General features: G+C 65.1%; 2 protein-coding genes. Both read right to left on the reverse strand.

The genetic code is table 11. The features are described from left to right. Positions 1-1,538: Fe-S cluster assembly protein SufB (gene sufB, locus ABGA94_RS03910; RefSeq protein ID WP_375366440.1), on the reverse strand; the 1,538-nt coding region annotated here is incomplete at its 3' end. A gap of 18 nt (positions 1,539-1,556) precedes the next feature. After that, positions 1,557-2,012: an SUF system Fe-S cluster assembly regulator gene (locus ABGA94_RS03915; protein ID WP_049414161.1), complete on the reverse strand. Its 456-nt coding sequence runs from the start codon at positions 2,010-2,012 to the stop codon at positions 1,557-1,559. Between the last annotated feature and the right edge of the window lie 257 nt (positions 2,013-2,269).

A 2,269-nucleotide genomic window follows, 5' to 3' on the forward strand; every position in this document is an offset into this window, starting at 1 on the left:
ATCACGGTCGACTCGGCCACTTCCTCGACGTCGGCCTGCTCATCGCAGCCCTTGCCGGAGATGACCATCGACGCCTTCAGGATGGTGCCTTCCAGCAGCTTCTTGGCTTCCACTGCGAACTCCATCGGCAGTTCGCGGAACACCTGCTTGCAGAAGCCGTCGACGATCATCGACACCGCGTCTTCCTGGCTGATGCCACGGGCGCGGCAGTAGAACAGCTGGTCGTCGGAAATCTTCGAGGTGGTGGCCTCGTGCTCGACGGTGGCGCCCGGGTTCTTCACCTCGATGTAGGGGAAGGTGTGGGCGCCGCACTGCTTGCCGATCAGCAGCGAATCGCACTGGGTGTAGTTGCGCGCGCCGTCGGCGTTGCGGTCCACACGCACCAGGCCGCGATAGGTGTTCTGGCCGCGGCCGGCGCTGATGCCCTTGCTGACGATCTTGCTCTTGGTGCGCTTGCCGACGTGGATCATCTTGGTGCCGGTGTCGGCCTGCTGGCGGTGATGGGTCAGCGCGACCGAGTGAAACTCACCGACCGAATCGTCGCCCAGCAGCACGCACGAGGGGTACTTCCAGGTGATTGCCGAGCCGGTCTCGACCTGGGTCCAGGTGACCTTGCTGCGCGCACCACGGCATTCGGCACGCTTGGTGACGAAGTTGTAGATGCCGCCGACACCGTTCTCGTCGCCCGGGTACCAGTTCTGCACCGTGGAGTACTTGATCTCCGCATCTTCCAGTGCCACCAGTTCGACCACCGCAGCGTGCAGCTGGTTCTCATCGCGCATCGGCGCGGTGCAGCCTTCCAGGTAGGAGACGTAGGCCTTGTCCTCGCACACGATCAGGGTGCGCTCGAACTGGCCGGTGTGGCCGGCGTTGATGCGGAAGTAGGTGCTCAGTTCCATCGGGCAGCGCACGCCTTTGGGAATGAACACGAAGCTGCCATCGGAGAACACCGCCGAGTTGAGTGCGGCGAAGTAGTTGTCACCCACCGGCACCACGGTGCCCAGGTACTGGCGCACCAGCTCCGGGTGTTCCTTGATGGCCTCGGACATCGAGCAGAAGATGATGCCCTTCTCGGCCAGTTCCTTGCGGAAGGTGGTACCGACGGAGACCGAGTCGAACACCGCATCCACCGCCACGCCGGCCAGCTTGGCGCGCTCGTGCAGGGGCACGCCCAGCTTGTCGTAGGTGTCGAGCAGTTCCTTCGGCACGTCGTCCAGCGAGGCGTACTTCGGGCCCTTCGGCGCGGAGTAGTAGCTGAGCGCCTGCAGGTCGATCGGGGCGATCTCCAGCTTGGCCCAGTCCGGCATCGGCAGGGTCAGGAAGTGGCGATAGGCGTCCAGGCGCCACTGCGTCATCCACTCCGGCTCGTCCTTCTTGGCCGACAGGGCACGGATGGTGTCCTCGTCCAGGCCCGGCGGCAGGGAGTCCGACTCGATCTCGGTGATGAAGCCGGCCGAATACTTGCGGCCGAGCTGCTCGTGGATCTCGCGGTTGGGGGTGTCGTCGTGGGCGACGTTTTCGATGGTTTCGGTGGCCATGGGGGGGCTGCCTGTGGATCAGGAGACGACGTCGACAGCGATGGTGCGGCGCTGTTCGTCATCGGCAAGGGGAAGGGGGGGCAGGATCTGCGCAAGACTGACGTCGCGCAGGGCCTCGGAGACCACGTCGTTGATCAACCGCCAGCTGCTGCGCGCGCCGCACTTGGGTGCCATGCCGCACTGGTGGTGGTCGTGGCTGCATTCGGTCAGGGCAAGCGGCCCTTCCATCGCTTCGACCACTTCGAACAGCGAGATCTCGATGGCCGGGCGGGTCAGCCGGTAGCCGCCACGGACGCCGCGCAGGCCTTCGACCAGGCCGGCCTGGGCCAGCGGCTTGAGTACCTTGCTGACGGTGGGCGGCTCCAGGCCGGTGAATTCGGCCAGTTCGGTGGCACTGAGCACCTCGCCCGGACGGGCGGCGAGCACGGTCAGCACGACGGTGGCGTAATCGGTGAGCTTGGTGACGCGCAACATGGGGATGCGAGTGGTTCTTAAAGCGGACTGAAATTGTACGCTTTTATTCGCCACCATCCAACCCGGGCATTCAGCCGGCGCTGGGGCCGGGCCGGGAGGCTTTGCCAGCGGGCGCTGCCGGGGGCGCCATGCTGCGCCAACCGGGTGATTTTCGCAATCACCCGGAATGGGCGAGAATCCCTGTTCCATCCGCTGCAAACAGCCCGTGCCGATGCCGAAGAAGATCCAAGCCCGCAAGTCCGCCATCCATGGCAACG

Source organism: Stenotrophomonas sp. 3diitr2024 (genome assembly GCF_042136455.1).
Lineage (GTDB): Bacteria > Pseudomonadota > Gammaproteobacteria > Xanthomonadales > Xanthomonadaceae > Stenotrophomonas > Stenotrophomonas sepilia.

Bases quoted from the DNA above. Each gene is read 5' to 3' on its own strand.
- ABGA94_RS03915 (WP_049414161.1), bottom strand. From the start codon at position 2,012: ATGTTGCGCGTCACCAAGCTCACCGATTACGCCACCGTCGTGCTGACC.